This is a genomic window from Vibrio sp. 2017_1457_13, from assembly GCF_030851525.1.
GTDB classification, from domain to species: Bacteria; Pseudomonadota; Gammaproteobacteria; order Enterobacterales; family Vibrionaceae; genus Vibrio; species Vibrio metschnikovii.
The window spans coordinates 1-2,177 of record NZ_VHTA01000032.1 but is presented as its reverse complement, the minus strand read 5'-3'; the positions used below and the strand labels follow the sequence as shown (position 1 = coordinate 2,177).

The following is a 2,177-nucleotide window of genomic DNA, read 5'->3' as shown; positions in this document are numbered from 1 at the left end:
CACGTATAACAAAGCGTTTAAGAGGGATTCGCAACGCTTAGCATTTTCATTATGCGTTGATTTTATTAGTTTTTAGTGTAATGCGGTGAGTTGGTAGTTGCGTTACTCACCCCTTAACGCGGCGTTAGGTTTTTCCGCGGAAAATATCGAATTAGAGGATTCTTAATCATGGATTATGAAACGAAGCTACAACTTGCGCACAAAGAACTAAGTGATAAAGGTGTTCGGAGGTCTAACTACAATCCTCTATTTGTAAAGTTATTACGTAAATTCGGATTATGTGTTCCGCCTCCTTATTACCAGAGTTTTTTTGCCAACGTTATGCTTTGTTTGATTTTCTTTGCTCCTTTTTGGGGATTCTTTCAATGGTTTCTGGTTTGGAATGAACTCGGCAAACCAGTTTTAGAAGCCGTTTATATCTCGTTACTTGCTGGCGCTTTGTTTGGCCTTTTTATGGCAACCATCTATTACATTAGGCGTAAGCAATTAAATCTAACAGATTGGAGTTCATTGGGAGAATAAGCCCAAAACCTAACAAGGCGTTAAAGAGGGATTCGCAACGCGTGGTATTTTCGTTATGCTTTGATTTTATTGGTTTTTAGTGTAATGCGGTGAGTTAGTCGTTGCGTTGCTCACCCCTTAACGCGGCGTTATGTGAATTGGAGAAATTGAGTATATGAAGAAGTTAATCGCTATATTTATAGCCGTCTTTTGTCTAGCTTCGATTGGTGCTCAAGCTAATGATCATCAATTAAAAAATGCGTATGAAAATCGTCAAAGTGATATTCAAGTTAAAGGCTCAGGCACAGTCATTCGCTTGTTACCTGATGACAACGAAGGGAGTAGGCATCAAAAATTCATATTGAAACTGGACAGTAAACAAACTTTACTTGTTGCTCACAATATTGATTTAGCTCCTAGGGTTCCAAATCTAAAAGTTGGCGATCGAGTCCAGTTTTACGGTGAATATGAATGGAACAAAAAAGGTGGTGTCATGCACTGGACGCACAAGGATCCAAACAATAAACACCCGCACGGTTGGTTAAAGCACAACGGTAAGACGTACGAGTAACATTCACATAACAAACGCTTCAAGAGGGACTTCCAACGCGCGGCATTTTTATTATGCGTTGATTTCAGTGGTTTTAGTGTTATGCGGAAACTTGGTAGTAGCGTTGTCAGCCCCTTAAGCGGGCGTTAGGTTTTCTCAGTTTCAGTAAGATAAAGGGCAACATGTACAATAAAATACCATCATACAAACCCTTGAAATCAAGGTGCGCATTTCCTGGTGATGAAGAAGCACCAATGGTGTATTTTTTCAATCCTACTGGCTTACTCGGTCAGATACAGATGGAGTTAGATTGGAAAATGTATGATTTTTGTAGACTCCAGCAAATAATTCACGGTCATATAGCTGAAAACGAGAAAGCTATAGATGTGTTTGTTGAACAACATAAAGAACAATTGGCAAGAGCAGATGAAAATAGCATGATGTATGTGCGCGCTAGAGAACAAATCCACGCTCAATCTTCATCAAATTATCAAACATATCAATTTTCAAACCAAATGACAGTTGTTGGTCTTTGGGCTATCGCTGAACAGACTATGGGGTTTGTGTATAAGAAAATGTGTTTCCATATCAATGGAATTCAAGAATCTGATGTAAAGGTTCCTTATAGGTTCAACGAATTTAATAAAGAATTTGCAAAGTTAGGTATCACGTTGTCCACATTGGATTCTTTCCAAGATGCAGATGAATGCCGCACCCTAAACAACACTATTAAGCATGGGCATAAAATTAAGGGGCACATTGTTGAGTTTCCATACTTTAGTCCTCTTAATGGAAAATTAATTCTTGAGGTCGATTTTGAGCTACAAAGATATGTTACTGGGGTGATTCAGTTTTTGAGTAGCTTGATAGAGCAAGGCAATAAGGTGCTTGATCCGAGCCATCCTACACACTAAACCTAACAAAGCATTTAAGAGTGATTCGCAACGCTTGGCAGTTTCGCTTCGCTCAAGTATAGCCAAGCGCCGCTCACACCTTAATGCGGCGTTATGTGTTTTTGAGCATACAAAAGGAGATTTGTAGTGAAGGTTTATGGAGATATCCAATCTGGTAACTGTTACAAGGTTAAGCTTTTGCTTTCTTTTTTGGGCATTGAGCATGAGTGGTG

The 2,177-nt window shown here is 39.2% G+C and carries 3 protein-coding genes and 1 pseudogene; all 4 read left to right on the top strand.

Going from position 1 to position 2,177, the window contains the following annotated elements:
- Positions 1–168 precede the first annotated feature (168 nt).
- Positions 169–522: a DUF6404 family protein gene (locus FKN88_RS17340; RefSeq protein WP_154170958.1), complete on the top strand. Its 354-nt coding sequence runs from the start codon at positions 169–171 to the stop codon at positions 520–522.
- Positions 523–676: 154 nt separating this feature from the next.
- Entirely contained in the window at positions 677–1,072 is a 396-nt protein-coding gene (locus tag FKN88_RS17335; protein ID WP_154170993.1) for a DUF3465 domain-containing protein, read from the top strand.
- Between the two features lie 161 nt (positions 1,073–1,233).
- A complete protein-coding gene (locus tag FKN88_RS17330) occupies positions 1,234–1,965 on the top strand; it encodes a hypothetical protein (RefSeq protein ID WP_154170994.1) in 732 nt (243 codons plus the stop codon).
- 126 nt (positions 1,966–2,091) lie between these two features.
- A pseudogene (locus FKN88_RS17325) lies at positions 2,092–2,177 on the top strand (glutathione S-transferase family protein); the annotation flags it as partial.

Excerpts from the sequence above, each read along its gene's own strand:
- FKN88_RS17340 (WP_154170958.1), top strand. The coding sequence starts at position 169 with ATGGATTATGAAACGAAGCTACAACTTGCGCACAAAGAACTAAGTGAT.
- FKN88_RS17335 (WP_154170993.1), top strand. The coding sequence starts at position 677 with ATGAAGAAGTTAATCGCTATATTTATAGCCGTCTTTTGTCTAGCTTCG.
- FKN88_RS17330 (WP_154170994.1), top strand. The coding sequence starts at position 1,234 with ATGTACAATAAAATACCATCATACAAACCCTTGAAATCAAGGTGCGCA.